Raw genomic sequence first — 25,562 nt, forward strand, 5'->3', positions numbered from 1 at the left:
CCGTCATGAAAATCCAATCCTATCGCTTTCTGCAATTTCTCAATAAATTCATCACTTATTTTGTGCTGACCTTTTTTGCACTGGTGATGATCTTCCCCTTCGCATACATGCTCACCACCTCCTTCAAGATTCCAGCGGACACGTTCCGCTATCCGCCGCGCATGTTACCGCGCGATCCTGAGACGATCGTCGTAACCGGTTACGATGAACCGCTTCCGCTCTACTTTGTGGATGTGGACGGCACACAGAAGGAATATGCGCTCGCAAAAAGCAATATCAAAGTTGGGACATACGCCCCCGCTGATAATCTCACCTCCACCGTTGAGCGCTATCTAACAGAGGTGAAACCGACTGGCGGAGCGACGAACCAGCAAAAAGTGGAAGTGAACGGAGAGCAGGAAAAACTCTTCGATGTCGAAGTGGACGGTCAGGTCGTCCCGATGATTCTCGTCAGCCAGACAACTGTCGGCGAATTCATTGATCCGCAAAATCCTGAGAACAAGATCTTTCAAAACGTGCGTCTAAGTACACCCGTGGAAACTCTTGGCGGACATCCCGAGAACTACATTGAAGTCATTGAGTTGAACAACATGGCGCGCGCACTGACAAATACCGCACTGGTCACCATCCTCGTGGTACTTGGACAATTGGTCACATCGGTGGTCGGCGGATATGCGTTTGCGCGCTTGAAATTCCCCGGGCGCGATACCGTGTTTGTCTTCTATCTTGGAACGATCATGATTCCCTTCGTCATGCTCATCGTCCCGTTGTATCAATTGATGGTGCTCATCGGCTGGACAGACCGGCTCGCAGCCCTCATCATCCCGTGGATATTCACCGCCTACGGAACCTTCCTCATGCGTCAGCATTTCATCACCTTCCCCAAGGAAATTGAAGAAGCCGCATTGTTGGATGGCGCATCACGCTTGCAAATCCTGACGCAGATTCTCATCCCTGCCAGTGTGCCAGCCTTGGCGACCCAAGCCACATTCACATTTTTATACGCGTGGAATTCATTCATCTGGCCGCTGGTTATCATCAACGTCGGCAATGAAAAGAATCATGTACTCACCCTTGCGCTCAACGTCTTGCGCGGACGTGCATCCGACACACCCAATTTAATTTTGGCAGGCGCGGCGATTGCCATCATTCCGCCCTTGATCGTCTTTATCCTCGGTCAGCGTTTCTTTGTTGAAAGTGTGGCAAGCAGCGGTGTCAAAGGCTAATTGCGAAAGGGCAATATGCAGAATCCCGCGCTTCACAATCCGCAGCTCGAAGGCGGCCCATTCTTTTGGGAAGCGGGACCTGTAGGTGTATTACTCTCCCACGGATACACTGCTACAACTGCTGAAGTACGATTGTTGGCAAAACGCCTGCATGAAAAAGGTTATACCGTTGCCGGTCCACTTTTGGCAGGACACGGGACTCAGTCTGCAGACTTGAATCACGTCAGTTGGCGTGACTGGGTGGCTAGCGCGGAAAAAACGTACGAGCAACTTATAACTCGCTGCAAGCGGATCTTCATCGGTGGACAATCCATGGGCGGGGTGGTTGCTTTGCAGCTTGCCAGTCAACACCCAGAGGCGGCAGGGCTGTTGCTTTATGCCCCAGCCATCAAGTTGACCATGACAACCCTGGATAAAATCAAGTTGTACGCAGGCTCGTTGTTTATGTCAGAAGTGGCGCGCGAATCTTGGATGGATCCGACAAGTGGCAGGGCTACCCGGGCTTACCGCTCAAAGGTGCGCTTCAATTACTGCAAATGCAAGGCGCAGTGCGACAACGCCTGCCGCTGATAAAGCAGCCAGTCATTGTTTTTCAGGGACGCAAAGACACAACTGTAGATGCAACGGCTGGTAATATTATTTTGCAGGGTGTCAATTCAACATATACAGAACATCATTGGATGGAACGATCCTCTCACGCCATCACAATCGATTGCGAACTGGATACGGTCGCAGATTTGACTGTGCGTTTTATGGAAAAGGTATTGCAGTCTCAATAGCAAAATTGTTAGGAATGATATCAAAGGCTGATAAAAGTTTATAATGTAGCACCGCCAGCCCCAAACGGCTGGCGGTTTCAAAAAAAATATAAAAGACAGACTCTGAAGGTTTAAAAAAAGTAGGGTCTTCCAGCAATTATTTTACATTCAAGGAGAAAGTGCATCATGTTACAAAAGAAAGACGGCCGATACGAGGTATATGGCAACCCCATTTCAGAACGCCAAACCCGCGCAGCAGACCAATGGAAGGCCATGCTGGCAAAGAAGTTCAATTACGACCCCAACGAAAAATTCAATCTCACGGTTGAAGACCATCCCTATGATTCAGGTATCTTTGGACTCAAGAACATCGTCCGCGACGGAAATGGAAAACCACTAGACAAAAAGAACGGCGTCATCGTCAGCACCATCCGCATGGGATTTGGTCATTACCGCATCGCCATGGCGGGTGTCTCTGCCGCGAAGGCAATGGGCTTCACTCCGTACTGGCTTGACCTGCTCGGCATCCCCGGCATCAGCACAGACGTGATCAACTGGTGCAATACCAACTACAGCAAATATTCGCGCATCTCACAGCGTTATCCGTGGTTCGATAAATACGTGTGGGAATCTCTCACCACGGGCGAACCAACTCTCCCCGGGTTGGACGCGCTCTTCAATTACATGACCAGCACCTGGCCGTGGCGCTTCCTCAAGACCGAAGTCAAAGATTACAAGATGAGCGAATTGTTCAATAATCTTTACGGCGCGCTTCCATCTGATATGCCCACGCTCACCTCGCACATGTGGACAGCGATGGGCGCTGTCGCGGGCGGCATGACCAACGTGGTCGATATGATGTTCGATAACTGGCCGATGGCTTTCCAACTTACCGAAGGTGCCAAGCACGCGGTTCAATCTCCGTCAGGCTATTATGGCTTCCGTGCCATGCGTGGATTCGACGATAAAGGCAAAGTCCTCAAGCCCGTTCCGCAGGACGCGCTCTTCTTCACCGGCCATCACGTTGACCATGAACTCGTTGAGAACATCGAAGTTGATTGCGCTGACCGCGTCACACGTATGAATGCAAAAGAGCCGCGCCGCTTCCTCGTCACCATGGGCGGCGCAGGCGCGCAGCGCGAACTCTTCAAAGCCATCATCGAGCACGCCATCCCGATGATCGAAAAAGACCAGATCGCGCTCTTCATCAACCTCGGCGATCACAAAGACAATTGGGTTTGGTTGCAGGAACAACTTGCTCAACACAAAGACCTGATCAACACCCACTTCACCTGGGAAGACACCAAAGAATTCACAGACAGCATCCGCAAGAAGCCCGCGCACGGCCTGCACATCTTCCTGCACGACAACACCTTCCACGCGGTCTACGCCACCAACTATCTCATGCGCGTCATGGACGTGATGATCACCAAACCCAGCGAACTCGCTTTCTATCCCGTCCCCAAAATTTTCAACGCCCGCGTCGGCGGACATGAAATGTGGGGCGCGATCCGCGGCGCAGAGATCGGCGACAGCACCGTCGAAACCCGCACCATCCCGCAAACCCTGCAAGCCATCGACCTGCTCACCGAAGCCGATGACCTGCTCGCCATGTTCTGCGATTGCATCGTCAAGAACAAAAGCATCGGCATCTACGACGGCGCGTACAAGAGCGTCGAACTCGCCACGGGCAAGAAATTCACCAGATAACCCCGACCGCAATTAATAGACGGTGGACAATAAAATATTTTCCACCGTCCATTAATTTAACGCCCCGTTATTTCCCCACAGATGCGCGAGCGTAATACTTCCTTTCTTTATTCATATCTAAAACTGCGCCGGAATAAACTTACGAAAGCAGTACAATTGCTCCATCCCAACACAATTGGAATCGGAGTTTTCTAATGGACATCACTTTCCCTGATTCATATCACGACTCCCGCGCACGCTTCATTCGTGACGTGGAATTGATTCGCGCCAAATGGCCTGAGACTACGCTGGAAACGCATCCCCTAAAAGCATCGCCCGATGTCAGCATTGACTATGCCTGGGCACAGCCGCGCAAAAAAGAGAATCTGATCGTCATCTCTACCGCGCTGCATGGCATCGAAGGTTATGTCGGTTCGGTCATGCTCAAAATTTTCATGGACGAATTCGCGCCGCTTCTTGATCATGAAAATACCGGCTTGCTGCTGATCCATACCATTAATCCGCTGGGCATGAAAAATCGCCGGCGCTACAACGAAAACAACGTGGACTTAAACCGCAATTTCGTTTGGGATGAAACATTCAGCCCCGAAACAAATCCTGATTACGAGCCGTTGATTCCGCTTTTGAATCCGGCGCGGCCGATCGGTTTTCTGCCGGCCAGTGAGGCGGCATTTATCTCACGCCTGATCGCACGCATTATCAAGCTGGGAATTTTACGCATTCGCCAAGGCATGTTAAGCGGACAGTACCGTCACGCGCGCGGTGTGCAATTTGGCGGGCAGGCCACACAAGAAAGCACATCCCTCGTGCGCGGACTCTTCGAGCAGGCATTATCAGAGTATGATCAGGTCATTCATTTGGACATGCACACGGGGTACGGTCCGCGCTATCAGATGAGTTTTGTTAACTCGCAGCGGGAACAGGCGTCGGCGGAGGAATTGAAGCGGCGGTTTAATTATCCCCTGATCGTTTCAGCCAATCCATCCGAGTTTTATACTGTGACAGGCGATATTACAGAATATTTTTATCAACTGCGCGACGAAAAATATCCATCCAAAAAAATATTTGCAACCTGTTTTGAGTTCGGCACCTTTGGCGATTCACTCCTTGCGCAGATCCGCAGTATGCGCATTACAATTTTGGAAAATCGCCTGCACCAACACGGCGCAAAGTCAGATGCGATCAAAGAGTCAGTCAAAAAGGAATATGGCGAGTTGTTCTTTCCAGCCGAAATCAAATGGCGCGAAAAAGCATTGCAGGATTGCAGGCAGGCCATGAGCGGAGTTTTCAAAGATTTCAAGTTGATTTAGCAACCATCGCTGGTTTCAAACGTAAGATAATATGGAGGCAAACATGCCAGAAAATTTTCGAACTGAAGAATTCAAAGTGGAAGGTGAAAAAATACTCGGCAAGATCAAAGAGTTGATTCACGAAGGAAATATCCGCAAGGTAATCATCAAAGATAAAGATGGTAAAACACTGATGGAAATCCCGATGACCTTTAGCGTGGTGGGCGTACTCATCGCACCGCAGCTCGCTGCCATCGGCGCCATTGCCGCATTGTTAACCGAGGCAACCATCGTTGTTGAAAAAGCAGAGTAGACATGAACGTTTTTAAGTTTGTGTTTTGGGCGGCGATCATCGCGGAAATGGTGATCCGCGCACCGATCAGCAAACAACAACGCAAGGAAACCAAATCTGAGCAGCGAGTAAGCACACAGGAAAAAGTTATGCTGGGTTTGTTATTTCTTGGCATGTTCTTCCTGCCCCTGTTCTATTCCGCAACAAACTGGCTGGACTTTGCAAATTATTCGCTGCCAGTTTGGGCAGGCTGGCTGGGTGTGTTATTAATGGGATTGGCCTTGCTGGTTTTCTGGCGCTCGCATAAAGACCTGGGATTAAACTGGTCGCCTACACTTGAGATCCGCACCGAGCACAAACTCATCACGAGCGGCATCTTCGGTTACATCCGTCACCCGATGTATGCATCACAGTGGATCTGGGTCATCGCCCAGCCTTTGCTTCTGCAAAACTGGATCGCAGGGTTCGCCAACCTGCTGGTGTTCATCTTTTTCTACGCCATGCGCGTCCGCGCGGAGGAACAAATGATGCTGGATACATTTGGAGATGAATACCGCGAATATATGAAGAAGACGGGTGCTGTATTTCCAAAAGGAAGATAATTCAATGAACCGCGACTTTCAAATCGCCAACAAAATCTCGCGCGAGAAAATGAGCGCGCTCATTGAAAGCATGAGTGACGATCAGCTTGGCTCTGTCCACCGTGGCTGGTTGGACAATTGCATCCACACTCGCCCACATTGCCTTTTGGGACAATCGCATTTTGTATCTACTGAATCACTGGAAGGAAAACGGAATCGCGCCCTCACCCTACGATGTGGACGCGATCAACGAAGCACAGAAACCGTTTTTGCTGGCGTTATCCCCGCGTGTTGCCGCCACACTGGCCCTGCAATCCGCCGAAGCCATAGACACTGCAATCGAAAAGACAACTGATGAATATGTTGAAAAGATATTGGCAGCAAAAGTGCAATTCAAGTTTGAGAGGCATGTCCATCGGGAATATCATTTCAAAGAAATTGAAGAAGCGTTGAGAAAATAAAGGAGATAACGCGAATGGCGTAGGTGAAGTCGATCGGCCATGAGTGGTTATAAAAAATGCCCACAAATAAGGCGATCTTCTATTCTTTACCGTCGTACGAATTTCACAATACTTAGAAGGACGCTGAAAAAGGTTTTGTACAGTAGAGAAATTTAATATTACTTCCTCACTCACACCCAATCCCGCCCCATTTGGCAGGGACATTTTTGCGCCGTCGTATTTTAGCCCCGTGTACGGATCGTTCTTGATCAACAGCGGACCATCCAGATCGGCATAGTCACACAGCGGAGCGAGGTGCGCGGCAGCAGTCACACCCACCGACGACTCGACCATGCAACTTAACATGATCTGCATGTCATGCGCCCGCGCCGTGTGGATCATCCGCAGGGCTTCGCGAATCCCCTCACTTTTCATGGTCTTCACCACCACGCCGTCAATCGCACCGGCAAGTTTGGCAACATCATGTGAGTTCTTCGCGGTCTCATCAGCAAAGATCGGCGTCTTGATCTTCTGTGCTTTCAGTTTTTCCTTGAGCCAGAAATATCCTTCCACATCGTCCACAGCCAGCGGCTGCTCGATAAATTCAACTTCATAGTCAGCCAAACGTGGAATGATCTGCAAAGCCTGTTCACGACTCCAGCCTGCATTCGCATCCACGCGCAGTTTGGCGTTTGTAGATTTGCGAATTGCCGCGACCATTTCCTCGTCGCGTTCACTTCCCAATTTGATCTTAAGTACTGGGTGACCCGAAGCCTTGGCCTGTTCGGCCATGACCGCAGGCTCGTCCATGCCGATCGTGAAGGAGGTCAACGGCAGGTTGTTTGGATTCAAGCCGAATAATTTATATAAAGGCTGACCCAGTTTCTTGCCCCACAGATCATGCAGTGCTTCATCAATGGCAGAACGCGCGGCACGTGAACCGGCAGGCCGGCGCGCAAGGATATTGTCCATATCAAACAGGTCGTCGCCCAGATCAGGCACAGATTTAAGATAGGCAATAATTCCATCCTGCGTCTCGCCGTAATACGGCACAGCCGCCGCCTCGCCTACGCCATCATCCAAATAGACAAGCACATTAAAGCGCTGGTCACTCGCACCATGCGCCACGCGGAAAGTAGTTCTCAGGTCAAGTGTGCTCGGTTCCCAAGTTAAGTTTTTTTTTTTTTTAGTTTTTGTTTTTTTAGTTTTAAGTTTTTAGTTTTAGTTTTTAGTTTTTAGTTTTCAACCAACAACATAAATTATTTTTCACTTCTCACTTTTTACTTTCATCCTTCATCCCTCATCCTTATCTTTATCCCTCCCCCCGTCTTTCCATAAAATCCAAAACTTTCGCCAGCCACTCATCGCGGCGGTCCTTATGAACATTGTGTTCCGTCTTTTCGGGAATCCACATTTCAGCATTGGGAATATTCTCTGCGATATATTGTCCATGCCTGTCTGGAGCATTGACCGTGTCTTCTGCGCCCATGATAACCAGCACAGGCTTTGTCACCTGCGCAAGATCAGCGGGCGTGTAATTTGGCTCGGAGATAATTTCCTTCATTGTCATTTGAAGCAGATCGCGCCAGTAGTCCTGTCCATTCACTTCACCGTGCAGCATGATCATCTCATTCATCCACTCGGGCACTTCGTTCTTCACACGTTCCGGGTCAAAGACCACAGGTTCGCGCTCGATCAAGTATTGAGTCACGAACGCATTCGCAGCCTGTGGAATACAAGTCTGAATCACATCCGGGTGCTCCATCAAGGTCACCAGCGCCACATTCCCGCCATTGCTATGGCCAATGACATGCGCGCGCTCATATCCCAGCGCGCGGATAAACGCCGCAGTATCATTGGCAAGCTCTTTAAATGAATAGGTCATATTGGGATTGTTCGAGTGACCATGTCCACGGCAATCGGGCACAAGCACCTTATAGTGTTTGGCCAACTCCGGGGCGATGTCGCCCCAATCTGTCGGGCCGTCAATTGTCGAACCGTGGATCAGCAAAACGGGCGCACGATCCGGTTTGTCATCCCCAAAGGTTTCGTAAAAAATATTCGCATTGTTTATGGTTATATTTGGCATAGCGCAATCTTAACACAAATCGTGTAAAATCAATCCATGAGCACACCCATCCAAAATAAATTAAATGAACTTGCATCGCAATGCGATAATCGCACCTCTGTTTTCGAAGTGGAAGTGACCGCACTAAAAGGCTCGACACTTACTTTATGCGGACGTGTCTACGATCAGTCTCAGGTGGATGAACTGCACCGCATCTTTCCCGACCTGCATCTTGATACTGCTTCGATCCACATTCTCAACCGTGGAGATTCCCCCCGTCTGCGTGTGGCGACGAATTTAACCGGCTTGTACGAAAAGCCAACCTTCGGTATGCCGCTCTCCAGCGAATTATATTTTGGCACCGAGTTGGATATATTGGAAGAAAAGGGGCGCTGGGTATTGACCCGTCAAGCAGACGGATATCTGGGCTGGGCTTACAAGCCGTATCTTTCAAGTGACACAGGCAGCGCGGCCACCCACCTTGTCATTGCACCAGTGATCGAAGTGCGCGCAGAACCTGATCTCAACAGCGAAGTCATCACCCGTGTAATGAGCGGAACGGGCATCGTCCTGCACGAAACGCGCGGCGAGTGGACTCAGATCATCGCCAACAAAACCGGCTGGGTTCCATCTTCAGCCTTGCGTGCTGTGACGGAGATTCCGCAAACGCTCGAAACGCGCCGCGCAAGCATGGTACAGGATGCAATGCGGATGATCGGCATTCCTTATCTTTGGGGCGGCACAAGCGGCAACGGCATTGACTGTTCAGGCTTTGCCCGTCTGCTGCATCACTGGAACGGAGTCGAAATTCCACGCGATGCAGATATGCAATCTGCGGCGGCGAAACGTGTGGAACCGCCCTTCGAGATCGGCGATCTGCTCTTCTTCGGTGAAGGAGACAGCAACCGCCATGTGACTCATGTGGGCACGAGTCTCGGCGGCTGGAAGATGATCCACTCTTCACGCGGACAGAATGGCGTTTATATTGATGATGTGCAAAAGAAGGAATCTTTGCTTGAGATCTTCATGCACGCGGGGACCTTCCTGCGATAACCATGAAATCATTTCGCAAAGAACTTTGGTTCCACCTCCCCACCCGCCGCGGATTTGTAAATATCACTCCGCAGATTGAAGCCTGTTTGCAGGAAAGCGGCATTCAAGAAGAGTTTTGTCTTGTGAATGCAAGTCCGGCACAATTCCAGACTTCGTAGCGATAGGCAGTTTTCTAACCTCACCAGAAATTTTTCCAGCCAAACTATTAATTGTGAAGCATCCTTGGGTAATTTCAATTCGAATTTTTAGCAATTCGAGATTGCGACGCTTCGTCTGAAAGTCAGCATTTTCTTTCCCAACAAAAACATCCTGAGCAAATTCAATCAAATCCTGAATTGTGCTATCCGTTAAACGCGTAATGCTCAACTCATCTTGCAAAGTTACTCGGCGCTGGCATAAGGCATCATATCTCATATTAACTTCGTTCATATTCTGCTCAAGACTTTTTGCCACTAACCCAGCGGCACATTGCCGATTGAGGCAGGGCAGCCACCACGCCAGGACTACGAATACCAACGAAATGGCACAGCCAATATTTTTATGGCGGTTGAACCTTTGATTGGCAAACGCAAAACTTTCGTAACCGATCAACGCACCAAGCAGGATTTTGCAGAGTTATTACGTTACCTATCTGACGATGAATATCCTGATGTAGAAAAGATTGTATTGGTCACGGATAATCTCAACACGCATTCGCCTGCTTGTCTGTATGAACGTTTTGAGCCCGCTGAAGCCAGACGCTTAGCGCAAAGATTTGAATGGCATTACATGCGAGAACATGGTTCTTGGTTGAGCATGGCTGAAATTGAATTGAGCATCCTCAGCCGTCAGTGTACAAATCGCAGGATCGCCAACAAGAAAACCCTCACTGCTGAGGTCGCTGCCTGGGAGAAAGACCGTAACAATTTCAAGGTGCAGATCAATTGGCAATTCAAACCTGATAATGCTCGCATTAAACTTAAGCGGCTTTATCCTGTTACTGTTATAAAATAATCAAGTTAGTCGAACACTAGTCTTGAGTCGGTGACCCCGCAAAAATTGGTAATCAACCCGTGGTAGTGACTGGCTCCCTTCAGATTGAATTGCTCATTGTAGAACAAAGCCCTATTGGGCACGCGTCAACCCAAAACCTTCAGTTCATACCCCTGCCCCATTGGGACAATGTTATCCGCCTACACAATCTGCCTCAATGACAATACTTATCTTAACCAGTTCACCCAAGCTGATACGATTGGCGTTGACCTACACTAACCCTTATAAAAACTTTTCCTCCACTTGCCTTACACGAAAAGCACGTCCGATTGTGTGTATCCCTGCCCATGTGGATATTTTTCTGACCCACAAAAGCCCTGTACGTGTGCTCCTGCTGTCGTTACCAGATATCAAAAACGGATTTCCGGTCCCCTACTCGACCGTATTGACATCCATATCGAAGTTCCGCGAGTGGATTATGAAAAACTTAGTAGTAATCGAGTTGGGGAAACGAGCGAATCAATTCGTCAAAGAGTACAAGCTGCGCGAGATATTCAAAACAAACGCTTTTCAAATGGGGAAGCAAAGACATCATTGCAACGCAGATATGCGCGTCAGGAGGTAAGGCAATTTTTTCAGTTGCAGGCCGAAGGTCAGAGTTTGATGCGCTCGGCGATGAGTCAACTGAACTTATCCGCACGTGCCTATCATCGCATCCTCAAACTATCCCGTACGATTGCAGACTTAGCAGGGAGTGAAGAAATACAGTCCGCGCATTTAGCGGAGGCACTGCAATATCGACCGAAGATCATGATGTAAACAGTAGCAATTCCCACACTACCTATGGTGGCTTCAAAATATAAATCGTCAACAGTTTAACAACAATACATATTAATCCAAGAATACTTGCAGCAAATCAAAACTGCTCTCTATTATTCATTCAGGTCTCTAGAAATTAAAACAGCAGAAGGTGGAGGCAGTCAACTGCCTCCACCTTCTGCTGTTAAGACCTACTCGTATCGAAATCTCATTACGCCAATTGAAAAGAAAATCACCACAAACCCAAGCAAGACTCCTGCTGCGGGAAGGATATCAATCAATCCGCCGCCGCGCAGGACAAGTGTAAGCAATCCTTGCATCGCCCAGGTGGTAGGTAGGATCTTGACAATGGTTTGTACAACAGCGGGAAATAACTCCAGCGGATACCAACAGCCGCCCATGAGAGCCATGATCATGCCCATCATGATACTTAGTCCGCTGGCTTGACCTTCGGTTTTGACGAAGGTTCCCATTGTGGTCCCAATTGCGCCTGCTGCCAATGCCGCTGCGGTCAAAATGACGAACAGCGCCAATGGGTCACGTCCCCAACTTAATTTCATAGCGAAGATGCCAAACTTGATTAGCAAGGACATTTGAATCAGCGCCATCAAAACCTGACCTGCAATGGTTCCCAAAAGGAAGGTAGCTTTGCTGGTTGGAGTTGTCAAAACGCGGCGTAAGGTTCCCTGCTGTCTTTCGTATGCAAACAAAGCCGAGATGCCAAACAGCGGAATGAATACCCGCGTGCCACCAGCCCCTGCAACAGGATAGAAAATCATCCAACGAAAATCCAAGTGGCAGGCTTCCGCTGATGCAAACCCGTTCGGCATGATCCGCCTGCGTCCAAACATCGCGCAAAAAGTTTTGGCATTCGTCTGCGCACACGCCTGCGCCGCGCTCGTTGATTACAGTTGCGTCTTTATCATTTTCCACCAAAATGACACAGGTACGGGTTTCGCTTTTCATCCGTGTCCAATACGCGGACAGCCCTTCGCGCTCCGCCAATTCTGCCAGCAGGTTTCCCGTGTGACCGCCGAGCAATCCCATGCAGAAAGGCGAGCCGCCCAACGCATAAATCGTCCGCGCCACGTTGAGACCTTTGCCGCCCGCCGCCATCAAGGTTTTTTGGGCGCGGTGGACTTCTCCCACACGCAGCGCGTCCACAAGCAGGGTGCGGTCAATGGCGGGGTTGGACGTAACGCATAGAATCATAAAAACTTCAGCGCTTCTTCGAGCGTCGGTTGCGCCGCCGTGCCGCCTGCCGCCTGCGTGGAGAGCGCCCCGCACACGCACGCCAACCGCAGCGACTTTTCCAATCCCCAATCGTTCAAGTAGCCATAGATAAAGCCCGCGTCGAACGTATCGCCTGCGCCAACCGTGTCAACAACTTTTACTGGAATACTACTCATTTGGATTTTCTGACTCTGAGAGATTCCCAACGCCCCAGCCTTTCCCAACTTAATCGCCGCCGCCTCCACCTTGAGCCTGTTCGCAGCTTCGTCGGCATTTTCCGCCGCTGTGAGCGACGTCGCTTCGGCTTCGTTGGGCAGGAAGACATTCGTCACGGCGAGCAGGTCATCGAAGCCGCGCCAATGCTCGGATGGGTCGTAATTGGTGTCAAGTGAAGTGGTCAGCCCAAGTGAACGGGCGCGTTTGAACAATGCGAGCAAATCGGGTTGGAGTTTGGTTTGCAGGAAGTAACTCGCCACATGCAAATGACGCGTTTGCGCCAACAAAATATCAGAGACGTCCGTTGCCTGTAGTTCAGCGATCAAGCCGAGGTGAGTCAGAATCGCGCGGTCTCCCTGAGAGTAGTCGAAGGGCTGATTCAGAATCACGCTCAAGCCCGTCGATTCTGTTTGAGAGACGATGACATTCCCAATATCCACGCCGCGTTTTTGCATTGCATCCAGCATGAAGCGCCCGGAAGACGTCATCACCGCATTTGCCGATGAATGCAACTTTCAGCCCCAGCCGTGCCACGCCGCATGCAAAGATGACGGAGGATGAACCGATGGCAAGGGTTGCTGAATCAACCAGTTTTTCAACCTGTCCAAATTCAGGCGTGACGTTGCCAGAGAGGATGAGGTCGGGATTGATTTCGCCAGCGACGAGGATGTCGAAAGGTTTCATAGTCGGGTGGTCAAGTAGTCGAAAGTCAAAGGTCGAATGTCAGTAGGTTTTGTGCCAATCGAACGGCGCGTCTGCCGAGTAGAAATCGGTGTAGGGTTTGGCGAGGGCATTGCAAAGGGAGGTGAGACGGGTGAGACGCTCAATTGCAGTTGCACGTAAGAATGTGTTGCGTGTTTCATGATTCATCGTCACGGCTTCCTTCCACACTGCGCGTCCAACTGCGATTCCGCTGGCGCCCGCGTTGCAGGCAACGACGACTTGTTGCAGGAAGGTTTCGTACTCCACTGCGGCGGAGAGCAAAATCCACGGGATGTCGGTGACGGATGAGATTTCTTCGCAGGCTTCGCGCCACAGGGCTTGGTTGGTCTCTGCGATGTCGAGCGGAAATTCCGCTTTGAGCACATCCGCGCCGAAGGGGACTAGTCGTTTGGCGCTTTCCACCACCACATATCTTTTTTCTTCGGAGGAAAGTTTTTGGTCTGTAAGCGAATACGAGAGCGGCTCGAGCATGAAAGCGAGGTCATGCGTTTTACATTCTTCCGCGATGTGCGCTGTGAAGTCTTCGGTCTCTTGTGCGGTGGGCGAATCGGGATGGTAGTAGACAAGCAGTTTGATGGCAGACGCGCCCATGCGTTTTGCTTTTTCCACGCTCCAGCCTGGGATGATTTGGGCCTTGCGGGCGGTGGAATCGCCGCCATAGCCCGTGGATTCAACTGCCACCACCAAGCCGACATGGTTGGGGACGACGCCTGCCGCAACGGCTTGGGCGGCGGAGACTTCCGGGTCGAGCAGAACCGCCGTCCCGTAGGAGGCGAGCGCGGAAGTCACGTCCAGTTTGAAGCGGCTTAGTTCAGCGTCATCCACAAAGGCGGGGTTGGCTTTGCGAAGATTCTGGCGATGGTCGAGGGCGAGCGCGGTGAAGGTTCCGCGAGAGGAAGCGATTTGTTGAAGTCCGCGTAGTTTTCCGATGGTGATGGGTTTCATGTTGAAGGTTCCAGGGTTCAGGTCTTAACAAAATTGCGGCAAATATTTTCGATTGGTTTCGAGCATATCGTCCAATACTTTTTCCGCGTTTGGCAGAGCGGGTCCCAGCGGATGGACGAGCAAGGCTTGGTAGGCGGTGTTGCGGTCGCCTGTAACGGCGGCTTGGGCAGTGAGAATCTCATAGGATTTGACCGCCGCCAGCAGACCAAAGGCAAAGGGCGGAAGCGGCGCGGCAGGGATGGGCGTGATTCCACTGCGGCGGACGGTGGCGGGGAGTTCCAACACCCAACTCGGATCCCATTCTTTGATTGCGCCGTTGTTGCGGACGTTGACTACATGCGTCTCGCCCAAATCGTTGAAATGGGACGCCAGCAATTGCGTGGCAACAGTGGAGTAATACGCGCCGCCGCGTTTCATCAAATCGGCGGGCGGCTCCGTCAGGGATGGGTCGGCGTATTGATGCAGGAGTTCGGCTTCCACTTGCATTACTTCTTCGGCGCGGGATGGCGGATATTTTTTTTGCTCCGCAAGTTTCTTTTCGGTGTGATAGAAATATTGCAGGTAGTAATTGGGAATCATGCGTGTACTGGCGATGAGCGCCGACTCCCATTCGGGATGTTCCTCTTGAGCGGCGTCTTGCAAGTAGGATTCCAAAACTTGTGCCCAGACATCTTCCCCGTCCAGCGTGAGACCGTAATGCCAGGTGAGATGATTCAAGCCGAGCGTTTTGAGTTCCACACGGGCGGGGTCAATGGGTTCGGGGGAATTGTTTTGCAGGAGTTCCAGAAAAGACATCTTTGCATTGTAGGGAGCGTTGCACACGCCCACGCTTTGCACGTCGGGCGCGTAGCGGTTGAGCGCTTCAGTGACCAGCCCCGATGGGTTGGTGAAGTTGACCAGCAACGCGCCCGCTGCCGTTTCGCGGATGTCTTTGGCAATGTCAAGCATGACGGGGATGGTTCTCAGCGCCTTCGCCATGCCGCCAATGCCTGTGGTTTCCTGCCCGATCAACCCATGACGCAAACCGAGATATTCATCTTCGCGGCGGGCTTGCATTTGTCCCACGCGGAACTGGGTGCAAACGTAGGATGCGCCCGCAATCGCTTCACGTTGGTTGGTGGATAAGACGATTTTGAACGGCGCGCCTTTTGCCTGTACCATGCGCTGGGCAAAGCCGCCCACGACGTCCAGCCGTTCCTTGTCAATATCCATCAGCCAGAGTTCACTGGCGGGAAGTTGCGCGGTGCGGGCTAGAAAGCCGTTGATGAGTTCGGGGGTGTACGTCGAGCCGCCGCCGATGACGGTGATTTTCATATTGATTCTCCTGCTTTTCAACCACAAAGGGTCACGAAGGGTCACAAAGTTTTTTTTCCTTCGTGACCCTTTGTCTCCTTTGTGGTGATTGTTTTTTACGCCAATTCCACCACTGCCGTGAGATTCTCTGGCAGGTCTGGATTCAAGCCCTTTGCCACGGAGCGCTCGAAGGCGATGAGTTGCCCCACAGGCAGATACAGCGGACTGCGGGTGATTTCGCTCAAGCCTGAAGCCAGTTCCACATCCGCGCTTGATTCGGCGATGGAGAGAGTCCGCCCGCCGAGTAAACGCATATCCTTCAGCACGGCTTCTTCCTGTTCGCGCTGCGCGTCCGAGAGCAGACCCATCACCAACGCAGATGGGGTAATCATGGACTTGGGTCCATGCCGATACTCCAGAAAATGGAAGGGTTCGCTGTGGGTCAGCGTCATCTCCTTCATCTTCAGGTTCACTTCGCAAGCCAGCCCGTAGCGCAAGCCAGAGCCGAGAAAATAAAAGCGGTCAAGCGAGAGGTCAGTGCCGAGTTCTTGCGCCAGCGGTTCGTAACGGGTAAGCAGTTTCTCTGCCAACGCGGGCAGGGATTGCAGTTCCCGCCACAGGTCATCGCGCCCACTGGCAAAGACGGCGAGAGTCAGCGTGGCAAGGTAGAGCGTGGAAAAAGCGCGGGTCTGAGCGACGGAAGTTTCCTGTCCCGCCGTGACCAGCAGGTTGAAATCGCCAACAGTGGGCAGTTCCGCTTCGGGGTAGCAGGAGACGGTGGCGGTTTTGCCGCCGAAGGCGCGGGTGGCGCGGACGGTCTCGGTGGTGGTTCCCGAACGACTGACGGAAATCAGCAGCGGACGGGACGAGGCGGGAATCAACGCGGGGTTGAGCCAGGTCTCGGAGCCAGGCAGGGCGCGGGCGGGGAGTTTCGTCAACTCCTGCCAGACCGCCGCAGCGGCGAGCGGCATGTAATACATCGAGCCGCAGCCCGTAAGAATGATTGAGTCAAAATTCCCTGTGCCGAAAAACTCCAGCCATTCGTCTTTGCGCCGCGTCAGCATGTCGAGCGTCCCCGCCCATGCCTGCGGCTGTGATTTGATTTCGTTGTAGGTGTGATAGTTTGTTGGTTTCATGGTTGATTAGTCTCGTAGTTGGTTAGTCTTCTGGTTCACTGAACACTGATTACTTGTCATTGTCGAGCCACGAATGCCTGCGGTTCTTCTTTCTGTTTCCACCCCGCACGGATTCGGTTGAGCGTCTCGCCCCAGGGTTTGATTCCGCTCAGGGCGTCGGCGGCTTCCACGGAGCAGGCACCAACTGCCAGCGCGGCTTGAAGCGTCTTGGCGGGGGACATATCCCGCAAAAAGGCGGAGAGAAATCCCGCAATGGTGGCGTCGCCTGAACCTGTCGTCCCCGCCACATCCACTTGATAGCAGGGCTGCCAGGCTTCGTAATTGCTCCAGGCGGTGAAGTACGTCGGGCGGACTTTGCCCAAGCCTTGCAACACTTCAGCAGACCCAACGCGCAAATACAAGCCGCGCTCACCCAGTTTGATAACGATAATCTTCGCGCCCAGCACCAACAATCATCACTGACTTCATGCAGAAGTTCTGGCGAGAGCGGCGCCTGCGAATCTTTGCCGAGCATATAGAGAATTTCATCGAGACTCGGCAGGAAGATGTCCACCTGCGGGAGCGTGGCTTGCAGGATGGCTTTCCAGTTTGCGCGTCCCGCCGCTGAGTTGGGATCGGGCAGCGCCATATCGAGCGACGTGGTTAGCCCTAACGTTTTGACGCGGCGAAAGAGTTTCGCCAGTTCTGCGCCGTTGTCCGCAAACATGCGTGCCATGAGCGGTGGATACCCAAAGTGAAAAAGACGCACATTTTGAATATCTTCATCGCGCACGTCGGCGGCAGTGAAATCATCGTTCGAGCCTGGGTGATGAAGAATACAGCGGTCAACCCCAGGCGGGCTGATGATGATGGAATAGGAGGTGCTGGTTTCGGCGGACGCGCTGATCCCATCCACAAGCGCGGGAGCGTGGTCGGCAATCATCTGTTTGACCGTGCGCCCAAGTGGGTCAGCGCCGACTTTGGCAAGCAGGCGCGTGTCAATCCCCAGCCGATGAAGCGCCAGCCCCGTGTTCGAGACCGTCCCGCCCGTCGAGACCTGCGCCGCGCCGATGTCCACCAGTTTGCCTGGCTGGAGAATGGCGTTGAACGCCCCGTCCGTATGGCGCAAGGCTGGGGATGATGTCGAGGCAGATGTGTCCTGCAATGATGGCGTCTGGCATAGTGGTTCCTTATAAAGAAAGCTTATTCTCGAATTCAATCACCTGCCCGTCGAGACGCAAAACGCCGCGCACACGGTTGGGTAGATGAATTTCGCAATGCCAACCGTCTGTCTCACGGCGGAAGGCAACGCGGGTTTCGCCTTGCGGGTGGATGAGAACGCCTTCGGCGCGGGTCAAATCGCCGAGGTGTGGGGTGATTTCTACGCGGGCGAATTCTGGCTCAAGCGGACGAATGCCCAGAACAGTGGCAAAATAGTGATAGAGCGGGTGAGAACTCCAGGCGTGGCAGTCAGAACGACTCGGCTCAAGCCCTTCAAGCGGGGTCTTTAGCCCGATTTCCACCATCTCGGTGTGCCAACGGCGCAGTTGAACGTGAATCAGGTCATCCAGGTTGAGCAGGCGGTAGGCTTCGAGCAGGTAATGTAAAAAGAAATAACTGGCTCGGTGTAATTTCGCGTGGCGCAACCCGCTTGCGATGCGGGTGAGTTGCTCTGGCGGCAGATGACGGCTGAGGATGGCAAATGTCTGCGGATGTTCCGAATAGGATGTATGGGCGAGGTCATCGGAAAAAAGTCCGCTGGCTTCATCCCAAAAAGCGGATTGCCCCGCCCGCGCCAATTCTGCGCCCCAGCGCGTGTAATGCACGGCGAATTCTTTTTCTCCGAGGTGGGCTTCGAGCTCTGCCGCCATGTTTAAGGCGTAGACCAATTGCCAGTGGAGCGTGGCGCTCACGCCAGTGATGGCGTTGGGCGGAATGCCGCCTTCGTTGCCCCAACTGTCTGTCCAATCCATGAAGTTCCAGCCTTCGGGGGCGTGGAGTAAACCGTCTGCGCTAACATGGCGGCGAAAGGCTTCCAGCGTGGATCGCATTCCAGAGAGCAGAGTCCGCACCAAGTTAGGGTTGACGCGCCAGTGGGCGTAGTCCCAGAGCATTCCAATCCAATATAGGGAGAAGGGGGCAATAATCGCGGGGTAGCGGCTGGGATATTCTGCCTGTAGGAAACCATCGGGCTGGCGCGAAGCGTCCAACAGGCGCAGGGCTTTGCGAGTCAGGCGGTCATCATGCGTCATCACGGCATGGCAAAGGGATTGCAAGCGCGTGTCCCCGATGAATTGCGATTCTTCGTAATAGGGGCAGTCAAAAAATATTTCGCCAGCGTTCATCTGCAAGCCGCGAATCAGGAGCGGCAGGGCGGAAGTCAGGCGCGGGTCGTCGCAGTCGAAGCGGCTTGTCATTTCCAGCGGGTAGCGGGATTCTTCCAAAGTCAGTTTGTGCAGGGTGACAGGTTTATCAGCGGCGGCGATGACCAATTCAACGTACCGCCCTGCCTGCCACCAGAGCGGAGCATGGCGGGCGTTGGCTTTGCCATCCAGCAAAAATTCATCCGCCACCGTCAGTAGAAATTTTCCTGCCAGTTCGTCACGATGACCTTTGGCGTGGTTTTCCCAATCGGGAGTCAGGCGCGGCGACTCTGCCCACCCAAGTCGGATGAGAGTCCCTTGCCCGCCAGAGACGGTCAGTTCGGGGTAGGCGGTGAGATAATTTTGCAAGTCAAAAATAACGCGGCGGATGGCATGCGGCGGAAGGGTGATTTCGGTTTTGCCCGCCGCAAAGGCGGACCAGTTTTCGCCCGATTCATTTTTTCCGTCGGCGGGCAAAGGGATGTTTTGGACTTCGGCGGAAGGCGGGACAGTGACCGAACGCAGAGCGCCCAACGGAAAGGGAGCGCTCATCATGGGCGGGAGAGCGGCGGGCTGCAGGCGGCGCTGGCGAAACATCAACCAGTCTTGAATCTGGTCGCGGGCGCGGGTGACGCGGCGGGCAGGTTGCCAATCGAATTCGTCCAAACTTTCGGCATTGGGAAATGGGCGCGAAAAGCGGAACCGCCGTCCTCGTGAATAGGAATCAACGAGATTCGGTTGTTCCAAAAGTTCCCAACCATGCAGAGAAGCCGTTTCCCAATTTCCCAACCCCGTGCTGAGGGGGAGATATTCTCCTTCAACTGCGAACAAAAATCCAGGTTGAATGCTCATTTGCGGGCTTGGGGCGAATCTTCCCAAAGACCAGACCACTGCCCAGAGGGTGCGCGCGCCTGGGGCAAGTTTCAAATCATACGATTCGTAAAACCAGTGAAGCGGTTCGCCGCGCTCCGAACCGCGCCCCAACCGTTCATTGTCGAGAAACAAAATATAACGCTCATCCGCGCTGACGTGACAGCGCAACTGAACAGGCGCGTCAAACTCCACCCGCAAACGGTAGACAGTAAAAAAGGGAGTCTGCCCTGCGGCGGGACAATCCACCCACCAAGCCTGCCACGCGGTTTGTTCATTCCATGCAGCGGCAGGGTCGGGGGCGAAAGGGGAAATTTCGGGAAAAACGCGCAACGGACTATCCAATCAAATGCTTCACAATCAGCATATCCAACTCTTCGTAATCGCGGGCGACGCGGAGTTCTTCCACTTTTGCCACATCAAGCGAGCGGGCGAGTTCAACCAGGCGCAGGAAAGAAGGCGCGGCTGTTACGGAGATGTTTGGTGGATAATTCTTTCGGCTGAGTCCGCAAGGCTTTCACATCCAAGCCAATGAACTCGCCGTTCTGTCCGTAGCCCGCGCGTTCGAGAACCCAAACCTGATTGAAGGCGCGGCGGATGTCCACGGCTCCGAAAGATTTGTCTTCATCGAACTTGAGTCCGTTCTGGTCATTGAGATGGACAGACCAAAGTTTCTTGTGGTACAGCGCGTACGCCATTTCATCAGACGGGTCAAGCCCCGCCAGAATGGCGTGCGCCGATTCGATCAGCGTCCCCACGCGGCTGGGGTCAACCGTCAGGCTGGCGAGACCGAGAAAATGTCCCGTCGTTGGCACGTAGGCGTTATCCATCGGCTCGTTGGGTTTCATCTCACCCAAAATGCGGATGTCCTTGTCGTATTCCAGCACTGCGTTCATCCACTCGACCAATCGCGCCACCGAAGCGATGGGGTCTTTTGCTTCGCGCAGGTATGTCCCTTCGCGGGCGGGCCATAGCACCAAATCTTTTGTGCCCATCAGACGGGCAATATCAATAGCGCGTTTTGTGCGTTCGAGTGCATATTGTCGCGCTTCAGGGGAGTTGGATGTAATTGCGCCATCAATCGTCAGCGGGTGTTCCCACAAGCGTGGGGCGATGAACTCTGCCGCCAGTCCGCGCTCGTCGAGACGGGCGCGCATGGCTTTGGCTTCGGCTTCCTGCTGACTCCAGGACTCGTCTGCATTCGAGACCACATCGTCATCGTGGAACTGCACGCCGTCAAAACCAAGTTGTTTGTAGAATTCCAGTTTTTCGGCAAAGGAAAACTCATCGCGCACGGGCGGACCAAACGGGTCTGCGCCTGTGTGAATGTTCCAGGGACCAAAGGAAAAGCGGTAATTCATGGAAAACTCCTTTTGAATGAAGAATGCGGAATGAAGAATGATGAATGCAGAATTTATCCAGCCAATCCTGCTACTTGCATACTTGATTGCTGGTGATTAAGATAATCTTCCAACTTGGGCTGGATTTTTACGGGATGGATAACCTGCTCGACAATTTGACGTGTCCCCGCGCAGCCCAGCCTTTCAAATAACATATCGAACTGCGCTTCCCACGCCGCCGATAACTGGTCTTTGACATCCGTCGGCAGATTCCACGCTGATTCTTTGAACGGCGCCAGCGCGTGCATTTGCGTGTTGTGATGGAATTGTTCGTTGGTCATATCAGGCTTGCGCTCGGCGGCAAGGTGTTCGTCCAGCCAGGCAAACATTTCGTTCTTCATTTCGACGGGAATATTTTTATAGAACGTGCTCATGAATGCCGTAGCAAGATGGACTTCGATTGCGCCGTGTGTGACGAATTGATTGAAGTGTTCAGGCGGCAGCGTGGACGCACCATGTTGAACCGCACCGCCCATGCCGTATTCATCCCGCGCAATTTGACCTAAATTTTTCAGCGTGTCAAAATCAATATTGACCTTCGCCATCGAACCATCGGGCAATGGGATCCCGCCATGTGCCGTGCCTGTGTGAATGCTGACCTTGCTCAAGCCAGGCTGGTTGGACGCAAACCGTTCGATGAACTGGCTCATGTAAGCGCGGAGTTCTTCAACTGTCGAGACATGCCCGCCTACTTCGCCAATCTCACCGCCGATGGAGACGGTCACGCCCTGCGGCTGGAGTTTACGAACATGCGCCGCCAATTCTGCGGACAGGGTGGCGTTCACGGTTTGCTGTTCCATCACCATGGGTTTGGATAAATCCACCAATGTGCTGGTATCTACATCTATGTTGTAGAAACCCGCCGCCAACGCTTCGGCAATCAGGTTCTCCACTGCCGCTTTTTCCTGCTCCAATGGCAGGCTGGCGGAGATTTGAAAATGGTCGCCCTGCAAAAATAGCGCGCCGCGATATCCTTCCGCAATGGCGGCGGCGAGTATGCTGGCGGCGTATTCGGCCAACGTCTGATTCGTCCAACCGAGTTCGACTCGGGCGAGTTCAAAAATCATCGCGGCAGCGTCCACTTTGTGGGCGGAGCGGAAGGCGGCACGGGCGCAGTCGAAGGGCAGGGCGCGCAGGTTGAAAGCGGGAGTTGTCCAGACGTGGGAAAAGGCTTCTCGTCCGCGAGCCAGGTACAGGTCATGGATGGAAGCGGGGACGATGTCCAACGCCAGCGGCGGCGCGAATCAAATATCTGGCTTGCGCGGCGTGTTCGCTGCCATCCAATGCCGAGAGCCGTGCCAGTTTGCCGATGTTGGCACGCAGGATGGATTCATTTTCCACGAGGACGGTTTCACCATCCAACGACAAACCATAATCGGTCAGATTCATTCTTCTTTTTTCTCTTCGTCGGGATTCATTGCTTTGCGGAATGCGCTTATGCCAGAGCCAAGTTCACCCGCAATTTTGCCAATGCGCCCCACACCAAAGAGCAATATGACGATGACGAGAATGATGATTAATTCAGTGGAGCCGAATCGAATGGGCATGGGAACTCCTTTATTTTTCAATATCAACCCGCCGTTTGGTTTCGGCAGATTTCAAAATCGCGTCGCAAATGATTGCGTTGCGATAGCCATCTTCAAACGTCGCGCCAAGCGGGGCAACATCTTTATCGTTGACAATGCAATCGAGCAGGTGCGCCATTTCATGCACGAAGGTATGCTCCCAGCCGATGATATGTCCGTGGGGCCACCAATTTGAAATCCAGGGATGAAGCGACTCGGTGACAGACACGCTGCGGAAGCCTTGCGTCTCGGCGGGGTCATCCACAAAGTAGACTTGCAGTTCGTTGAGTTGCTGCAAGTCAAAACGGATACTGCCGCGCTCGCCGTTGATTTCAAAACTGTTGCGGTTGCGATTGCCCGTTGCAAAACGCGACGCTTCGATGGTTCCAATCGCGCCGTTATGGAATTCGACCAGTGAAGCATAGGCGTCATCCACTGTGACTTTCCCGTGTCCTTCTCCAGCGGGGAGCCTGCGTTCGGGTACGAAGGTGCGGGTGAGGGCGCTGACGGTTTTCACTTCGCCGAGCAGGTAACGCGCCAGGTCAATGGTGTGTGCGCCTAAATCGCCGAGCGCGCCACTGCCCGAAAGTTTTTTGTCCATGCGCCAGACGAAGGGCAGGTCGTAATGCGGCAAAAGCCATTCCTGCAAATACACGGCACGGAAGTGATAAATGCGTCCGAGTTTGCCGCTCTGAATCAGTTCCCGCGCCAGGCGCACGGCAGGCACAAAGCGGTAATTGAATCCAACCATGTGTTTGACGCCCGCCTTCGTCACCGCGTCGAGCATGGATTTGGCTTCTTCGGCATTCCGCGCCAGCGGTTTTTCACAGATAACATGCTTGCCCATCTGCGCGGCGAGAATCGTCGGCGCGGCGTGGATGTCGTTGGAGCCGCCGTTGTCAAAGAGTTGGACGCGTTCATCTTCGAGCATTTTGTGCCAGTCGGTGTAATGCGATTCGTACCCGTACCGTTGAGCGGCTTCTGCAACTTGAGATTCTTCCAACCCACAGATGGCGGCGAGACGCGGTATGGCGGGCGGCGGATACATCATGTAGGGGATGGTTTTGAAGGCGTTGGTGTGCGCCTTGCCCATGAAGGCGTAACCGAGCATTCCGATCCCGATTTCGGGAATGGGCTTGTCAGAGCCTGCAGCGGTCATTTGGGTGAAAGATGTTTTGGTCATGGGTTTCCTTTTTTCAACCACGAAGGGGCACAACGGTACACAAAGGGTTTTCCTTTGTGCCCCTTCGTCTCCTTTGTGGTTAATGAATTTACGTCAGTGCATTCAAAACCTTGTTCAAACCTTCGAGCGTGTTTTCCACGTCTTCATTCGTCATCAGCGGATTGACATCCAAATGAACGGCGCGGCTCAACAAATCGAGAGTCTTGGGGCAGGCGGCGGGGGAGTAATCGGGTTCGCGTTTGGCGAAACTCCACGGGGCATTGGCGGACGTCCAGGCGCGTTTGGCGGTGATGGGCGTCCAGTGGACATAAGTGTGATAGTCGGTCTGTTCAGGATGATAGAGTGTCGCAGCGCTGATATTTTCCGCTTCGAGCGCGGCGGCGACTTTGCCTGCGATGTCTGAATTTTCAACGTAGAAGACCAGCGCGATGGCGGTATCACCTTGCGGGTCGTGAATGGCGCGGAATGTCAAGCCCTTGCGTTGGGCGATATCCGCCAAACCTTGCTTGAGCATTTGTTTGCGCTGACGCATTTGGTCAAGCAGATTATCGCGCTTGCGGAGTTGCATAAGCGAGACCGCCGCCAACAGTTCGGGCATACGGAAGTTTGCGCCCCATAGCATTTCTTCGGGAACGAATCCGTTTCGCAGTCCGCCGATGACATCGTGGAACATCACGGCGCGTTTCCAGACGTTTTCATCATCCGTGATGATCATGCCGCCTTCACCCGCCGTGATGATTTTGTTGAATTGCAAACTGAAACAACCCACATCGCCAAACGAGCCAAGCGCCTTGCCGTTGAGCGAACCGCCGTTCGCCTGCGCCGTATCTTCGATGACTTTCAGGTTATGTTTTTTTGCCACTGCGAGAATCGCGTCCATATTGGCAGGCGCGCCGCGCATGTGAACGGGCATGATGGCTTTGGTGTATGCGGAGATTTTTGATTCAATTTCGGCGGGGTCAAGGGTAAGAGAGTTGTCCACTTCAGAGACGATGGGAATGCCGCCGACAGCCAACACCGCCGAAGCGGACGCGATCCACGTGTAGGCGGGGACAATGACTTCATCCCCCGCACCAATGCCGATTCCCTGCAAACCGCACATCAGCGCGGCTGTGCCAGATGTCACGCCGAGGGCGTAACGGGCGCTTGCACGTTTGGCAAATTCCCCTTCCAGTTGGGCGGCTTTCGATTCGCCAGGGTTGGGCCCGTAGTAGCGGAAGAGGCGTTTGGCGCGCAAGGTTTCAAGAACGGCGGCTTCTTCTTCCGCATCTATGCTGTTACCGCCAGGGTATATCGAATGAGGCGGGTTGGGGCAGGCGGGGGTTCCACCTTCGATGGCGAGTTTTTGGGTCATGCGTTCTCCAGTCTTTTCCAAACACAAAGGACCTTAGGGCGCAAGCCTTTCCCAACTCTGTCTGGTCCTGGTTAATGTTCTTACAAACATCATT

27 protein-coding genes and 3 pseudogenes are annotated in these 25,562 nt (G+C 52.9%); 11 read left to right on the forward strand and 19 right to left on the reverse strand.

Annotated elements, in window-relative coordinates; translation table 11 throughout:
• The first annotated feature begins 5 nt into the window (after positions 1 to 5).
• From IPL71_RS03610 to IPL71_RS03640, 7 genes are all read left to right on the forward strand, one after another.
• A complete protein-coding gene (locus IPL71_RS03610; protein WP_345318953.1) occupies positions 6 to 1,226 on the forward strand; it encodes a carbohydrate ABC transporter permease in 1,221 nt (406 codons plus the stop codon).
• Positions 1,227 to 1,796: an alpha/beta hydrolase gene (locus IPL71_RS03615; RefSeq protein ID WP_345318955.1), complete on the forward strand. Its 570-nt coding sequence runs from the start codon at positions 1,227 to 1,229 to the stop codon at positions 1,794 to 1,796.
• Positions 1,775 to 2,005, forward strand: a complete 231-nt coding sequence (locus tag IPL71_RS03620; protein ID WP_345318957.1) for an alpha/beta hydrolase — start codon at positions 1,775 to 1,777, stop codon at positions 2,003 to 2,005. The genes IPL71_RS03615 and IPL71_RS03620 overlap by 22 nt, the downstream gene beginning before the upstream one ends.
• Positions 2,006 to 2,170: 165 nt before the next feature.
• Entirely contained in the window at positions 2,171 to 3,694 is a 1,524-nt protein-coding gene (locus IPL71_RS03625) for a DUF6938 domain-containing protein (RefSeq protein WP_345318959.1), read from the forward strand.
• A 194-nt stretch (positions 3,695 to 3,888) separates the two neighbouring features.
• Positions 3,889 to 5,004 carry a M14 family metallopeptidase gene (locus IPL71_RS03630; RefSeq protein ID WP_345318961.1) on the forward strand — a complete coding sequence of 372 codons (1,116 nt, stop codon included), beginning with the start codon at positions 3,889 to 3,891 and terminating at the stop codon, positions 5,002 to 5,004.
• Between the two features lie 43 nt (positions 5,005 to 5,047).
• A complete protein-coding gene (locus IPL71_RS03635) occupies positions 5,048 to 5,296 on the forward strand; it encodes a DUF4342 domain-containing protein (protein WP_345318964.1) in 249 nt (82 codons plus the stop codon).
• A 2-nt stretch (positions 5,297 to 5,298) separates the two neighbouring features.
• Positions 5,299 to 5,877, forward strand: a complete 579-nt coding sequence (locus IPL71_RS03640) for a protein-S-isoprenylcysteine O-methyltransferase (protein WP_345318966.1) — start codon at positions 5,299 to 5,301, stop codon at positions 5,875 to 5,877.
• A 1-nt stretch (position 5,878) separates the two neighbouring features.
• Here the strand turns inward: IPL71_RS03640 and IPL71_RS03645 are convergent, their stop codons facing one another.
• The 3 genes from IPL71_RS03645 to IPL71_RS03655 all read right to left on the reverse strand — a co-directional run bounded on the left by IPL71_RS03645 (position 5,879) and on the right by IPL71_RS03655 (position 8,385).
• Positions 5,879 to 6,037: a hypothetical protein gene (locus IPL71_RS03645; RefSeq protein ID WP_345318968.1), complete on the reverse strand. Its 159-nt coding sequence runs from the start codon at positions 6,035 to 6,037 to the stop codon at positions 5,879 to 5,881.
• Between the two features lie 97 nt (positions 6,038 to 6,134).
• Complete coding sequence (locus IPL71_RS03650) at positions 6,135 to 7,424, reverse strand: dipeptide epimerase (RefSeq protein ID WP_345318970.1); 1,290 nt, start codon at positions 7,422 to 7,424, stop codon at positions 6,135 to 6,137.
• Positions 7,425 to 7,608: 184 nt separating this feature from the next.
• Positions 7,609 to 8,385, reverse strand: a complete 777-nt coding sequence (locus IPL71_RS03655) for an alpha/beta fold hydrolase (protein WP_345318972.1) — start codon at positions 8,383 to 8,385, stop codon at positions 7,609 to 7,611.
• Positions 8,386 to 8,421: 36 nt separating this feature from the next.
• On the opposite strand from IPL71_RS03655, the gene IPL71_RS03660 reads away from it, so the two are divergent.
• From IPL71_RS03660 to IPL71_RS03675, 4 genes and pseudogenes are all read left to right on the forward strand, one after another.
• Positions 8,422 to 9,417 carry a C40 family peptidase gene (locus tag IPL71_RS03660; RefSeq protein ID WP_345318974.1) on the forward strand — a complete coding sequence of 332 codons (996 nt, stop codon included), beginning with the start codon at positions 8,422 to 8,424 and terminating at the stop codon, positions 9,415 to 9,417.
• 2 nt (positions 9,418 to 9,419) lie between these two features.
• A pseudogene (locus IPL71_RS03665) lies at positions 9,420 to 9,548 on the forward strand (secondary thiamine-phosphate synthase enzyme YjbQ); the annotation flags it as partial.
• A gap of 337 nt (positions 9,549 to 9,885) precedes the next feature.
• Complete coding sequence (locus IPL71_RS03670) at positions 9,886 to 10,410, forward strand: transposase (protein WP_345318976.1); 525 nt, start codon at positions 9,886 to 9,888, stop codon at positions 10,408 to 10,410.
• Positions 10,411 to 10,722: 312 nt separating this feature from the next.
• Positions 10,723 to 11,208, forward strand: coding sequence for a magnesium chelatase subunit ChlI family protein (locus tag IPL71_RS03675; protein WP_345318978.1), 486 nt, complete (start codon positions 10,723 to 10,725; stop codon positions 11,206 to 11,208).
• 191 nt (positions 11,209 to 11,399) lie between these two features.
• Here IPL71_RS03675 and IPL71_RS03680 read toward each other — a convergent pair whose 3' ends face one another.
• The 16 genes and pseudogenes from IPL71_RS03680 to IPL71_RS03755 form a co-directional block, all read right to left on the reverse strand.
• The gene (locus tag IPL71_RS03680; RefSeq protein ID WP_345318980.1) at positions 11,400 to 12,059 is read right to left on the reverse strand and encodes an ABC transporter permease; all 660 of its coding nucleotides are present in this window, start codon (positions 12,057 to 12,059) and stop codon (positions 11,400 to 11,402) included.
• Positions 12,004 to 12,420, reverse strand: a pseudogene (locus IPL71_RS03685) (PfkB family carbohydrate kinase); the annotation flags it as partial. The gene IPL71_RS03680 and the pseudogene IPL71_RS03685, both read right to left, overlap by 56 nt.
• Positions 12,417 to 13,091 carry a carbohydrate kinase family protein gene (locus IPL71_RS03690; protein ID WP_345319119.1) on the reverse strand — a complete coding sequence of 225 codons (675 nt, stop codon included), beginning with the start codon at positions 13,089 to 13,091 and terminating at the stop codon, positions 12,417 to 12,419. The gene IPL71_RS03690 and the pseudogene IPL71_RS03685, both read right to left, overlap by 4 nt.
• Positions 12,973 to 13,341, reverse strand: coding sequence for a hypothetical protein (locus tag IPL71_RS03695; protein WP_345318982.1), 369 nt, complete (start codon positions 13,339 to 13,341; stop codon positions 12,973 to 12,975). The genes IPL71_RS03690 and IPL71_RS03695 overlap by 119 nt, the downstream gene beginning before the upstream one ends.
• Before the next feature lie 39 nt (positions 13,342 to 13,380).
• The gene (locus IPL71_RS03700) at positions 13,381 to 14,325 is read right to left on the reverse strand and encodes a tagatose 1,6-diphosphate aldolase (protein ID WP_345318983.1); all 945 of its coding nucleotides are present in this window, start codon (positions 14,323 to 14,325) and stop codon (positions 13,381 to 13,383) included.
• A 24-nt stretch (positions 14,326 to 14,349) separates the two neighbouring features.
• Complete coding sequence (locus IPL71_RS03705; RefSeq protein ID WP_345318985.1) at positions 14,350 to 15,639, reverse strand: 6-phospho-beta-glucosidase; 1,290 nt, start codon at positions 15,637 to 15,639, stop codon at positions 14,350 to 14,352.
• 95 nt (positions 15,640 to 15,734) lie between these two features.
• Positions 15,735 to 16,754 carry an SIS domain-containing protein gene (locus IPL71_RS03710; protein ID WP_345318987.1) on the reverse strand — a complete coding sequence of 340 codons (1,020 nt, stop codon included), beginning with the start codon at positions 16,752 to 16,754 and terminating at the stop codon, positions 15,735 to 15,737.
• Positions 16,755 to 16,810: 56 nt separating this feature from the next.
• Positions 16,811 to 17,200, reverse strand: a complete 390-nt coding sequence (locus IPL71_RS03715) for a PfkB family carbohydrate kinase (protein ID WP_345318989.1) — start codon at positions 17,198 to 17,200, stop codon at positions 16,811 to 16,813.
• A gap of 110 nt (positions 17,201 to 17,310) precedes the next feature.
• A pseudogene (locus tag IPL71_RS25750) lies at positions 17,311 to 17,811 on the reverse strand (carbohydrate kinase family protein); the annotation flags it as partial.
• Positions 17,812 to 17,923: 112 nt separating this feature from the next.
• The gene (locus IPL71_RS03725; protein ID WP_345318993.1) at positions 17,924 to 20,299 is read right to left on the reverse strand and encodes an alpha-L-rhamnosidase-related protein; all 2,376 of its coding nucleotides are present in this window, start codon (positions 20,297 to 20,299) and stop codon (positions 17,924 to 17,926) included.
• A gap of 104 nt (positions 20,300 to 20,403) precedes the next feature.
• Positions 20,404 to 21,327: a TIM barrel protein gene (locus IPL71_RS03730; protein WP_345318995.1), complete on the reverse strand. Its 924-nt coding sequence runs from the start codon at positions 21,325 to 21,327 to the stop codon at positions 20,404 to 20,406.
• A 53-nt stretch (positions 21,328 to 21,380) separates the two neighbouring features.
• Positions 21,381 to 22,592: a class II fructose-bisphosphate aldolase gene (locus IPL71_RS03735; RefSeq protein WP_345318997.1), complete on the reverse strand. Its 1,212-nt coding sequence runs from the start codon at positions 22,590 to 22,592 to the stop codon at positions 21,381 to 21,383.
• Complete coding sequence (locus IPL71_RS03740) at positions 22,564 to 22,755, reverse strand: hypothetical protein (protein WP_345318999.1); 192 nt, start codon at positions 22,753 to 22,755, stop codon at positions 22,564 to 22,566. The genes IPL71_RS03735 and IPL71_RS03740 overlap by 29 nt, the downstream gene beginning before the upstream one ends.
• Complete coding sequence (locus IPL71_RS03745; protein ID WP_345319001.1) at positions 22,752 to 22,913, reverse strand: twin-arginine translocase TatA/TatE family subunit; 162 nt, start codon at positions 22,911 to 22,913, stop codon at positions 22,752 to 22,754. Before IPL71_RS03745 ends, IPL71_RS03740 begins: the two co-directional genes overlap by 4 nt.
• Positions 22,914 to 22,923: 10 nt before the next feature.
• Positions 22,924 to 24,114, reverse strand: a complete 1,191-nt coding sequence (locus tag IPL71_RS03750) for a Gfo/Idh/MocA family protein (protein ID WP_345319003.1) — start codon at positions 24,112 to 24,114, stop codon at positions 22,924 to 22,926.
• 88 nt (positions 24,115 to 24,202) lie between these two features.
• Positions 24,203 to 25,468: a DegT/DnrJ/EryC1/StrS family aminotransferase gene (locus IPL71_RS03755; protein ID WP_345319005.1), complete on the reverse strand. Its 1,266-nt coding sequence runs from the start codon at positions 25,466 to 25,468 to the stop codon at positions 24,203 to 24,205.
• Between the last annotated feature and the right edge of the window lie 94 nt (positions 25,469 to 25,562).

Source organism: Candidatus Villigracilis proximus, assembly GCF_016717045.1.
Taxonomy (GTDB): Bacteria; Chloroflexota; Anaerolineae; order Anaerolineales; family Villigracilaceae; genus Villigracilis; species Villigracilis proximus.

What these genes read in the sequence shown, in the direction of transcription:
- IPL71_RS03610 (WP_345318953.1), top strand. Translation starts at nt 6, where the DNA reads ATGAAAATCCAATCCTATCGCTTTCTGCAATTTCTCAATAAATTCATC.
- IPL71_RS03625 (WP_345318959.1), top strand. Translation starts at nt 2,171, where the DNA reads ATGTTACAAAAGAAAGACGGCCGATACGAGGTATATGGCAACCCCATT.
- IPL71_RS03630 (WP_345318961.1), top strand. Translation starts at nt 3,889, where the DNA reads ATGGACATCACTTTCCCTGATTCATATCACGACTCCCGCGCACGCTTC.
- IPL71_RS03635 (WP_345318964.1), top strand. Translation starts at nt 5,048, where the DNA reads ATGCCAGAAAATTTTCGAACTGAAGAATTCAAAGTGGAAGGTGAAAAA.
- IPL71_RS03640 (WP_345318966.1), top strand. Translation starts at nt 5,299, where the DNA reads ATGAACGTTTTTAAGTTTGTGTTTTGGGCGGCGATCATCGCGGAAATG.
- IPL71_RS03645 (WP_345318968.1), bottom strand. Translation starts at nt 6,037, where the DNA reads ATGCGATTGTCCCAAAAGGCAATGTGGGCGAGTGTGGATGCAATTGTC.
- IPL71_RS03655 (WP_345318972.1), bottom strand. Translation starts at nt 8,385, where the DNA reads ATGCCAAATATAACCATAAACAATGCGAATATTTTTTACGAAACCTTT.
- IPL71_RS03660 (WP_345318974.1), top strand. Translation starts at nt 8,422, where the DNA reads ATGAGCACACCCATCCAAAATAAATTAAATGAACTTGCATCGCAATGC.
- IPL71_RS03680 (WP_345318980.1), bottom strand. Translation starts at nt 12,059, where the DNA reads ATGTTTGGACGCAGGCGGATCATGCCGAACGGGTTTGCATCAGCGGAA.
- IPL71_RS03695 (WP_345318982.1), bottom strand. Translation starts at nt 13,341, where the DNA reads ATGAAACCTTTCGACATCCTCGTCGCTGGCGAAATCAATCCCGACCTC.
- IPL71_RS03700 (WP_345318983.1), bottom strand. Translation starts at nt 14,325, where the DNA reads ATGAAACCCATCACCATCGGAAAACTACGCGGACTTCAACAAATCGCT.
- IPL71_RS03705 (WP_345318985.1), bottom strand. Translation starts at nt 15,639, where the DNA reads ATGAAAATCACCGTCATCGGCGGCGGCTCGACGTACACCCCCGAACTC.
- IPL71_RS03710 (WP_345318987.1), bottom strand. Translation starts at nt 16,754, where the DNA reads ATGAAACCAACAAACTATCACACCTACAACGAAATCAAATCACAGCCG.
- IPL71_RS03730 (WP_345318995.1), bottom strand. Translation starts at nt 21,327, where the DNA reads ATGAATTACCGCTTTTCCTTTGGTCCCTGGAACATTCACACAGGCGCA.
- IPL71_RS03740 (WP_345318999.1), bottom strand. Translation starts at nt 22,755, where the DNA reads ATGAATCTGACCGATTATGGTTTGTCGTTGGATGGTGAAACCGTCCTC.
- IPL71_RS03745 (WP_345319001.1), bottom strand. Translation starts at nt 22,913, where the DNA reads ATGCCCATTCGATTCGGCTCCACTGAATTAATCATCATTCTCGTCATC.
- IPL71_RS03750 (WP_345319003.1), bottom strand. Translation starts at nt 24,114, where the DNA reads ATGACCAAAACATCTTTCACCCAAATGACCGCTGCAGGCTCTGACAAG.
- IPL71_RS03755 (WP_345319005.1), bottom strand. Translation starts at nt 25,468, where the DNA reads ATGACCCAAAAACTCGCCATCGAAGGTGGAACCCCCGCCTGCCCCAAC.